Genomic DNA, 417 nt, shown 5'->3' with positions numbered 1-417 from the left:
ATCGATAGCAATATACAACGATATGAGACCGCATCTGAGTTTGAATATGGCAACCCCTAATCAGGTGCACAATAGAAAAGGCCAGCTACTGGAGCTGGCCTAAAAACTGTCAACCTATCTTAGGACGAGACATGCAATTTGAACCAAGGTTTCTCACTCTCAGCCACAAGTTTTCTGTTTTTGCTTTGAAACACGTTTTTTAATCAAAAATTGAATTTGAAATAACCAATTAACACGATTAAGCATAAATTTAAGTTTACAGTGGCAGTAGAGATCGCTATTATCTCGCTCGTTCGGAGGGGTGGCAGAGTGGTTTAATGCACCGGTCTTGAAAACCGGCGTGGGTTTATAGCCCACCCAGGGTTCAAATCCCTGCTCCTCCGCCATATTTAGTCAAAATGCCGCTAAGCAATTAGC

At 42.2% G+C, this 417-nt stretch carries 1 tRNA gene; it reads left to right on the top strand.

The window, feature by feature from the left end:
- The first annotated feature begins 295 nt into the window (after nucleotides 1–295).
- Nucleotides 296–386, top strand: a tRNA-Ser gene (locus MO387_RS20845).
- Nucleotides 387–417: the final 31 nt, after the last annotated feature.

Origin of the sequence: Shewanella sp. N2AIL (genome assembly GCF_022690845.1) — a bacterium.
Taxonomy (GTDB): Bacteria; Pseudomonadota; Gammaproteobacteria; order Enterobacterales; family Shewanellaceae; genus Shewanella; species Shewanella baltica.
This window is presented reverse-complemented; position numbering and strand designations above follow the sequence as displayed.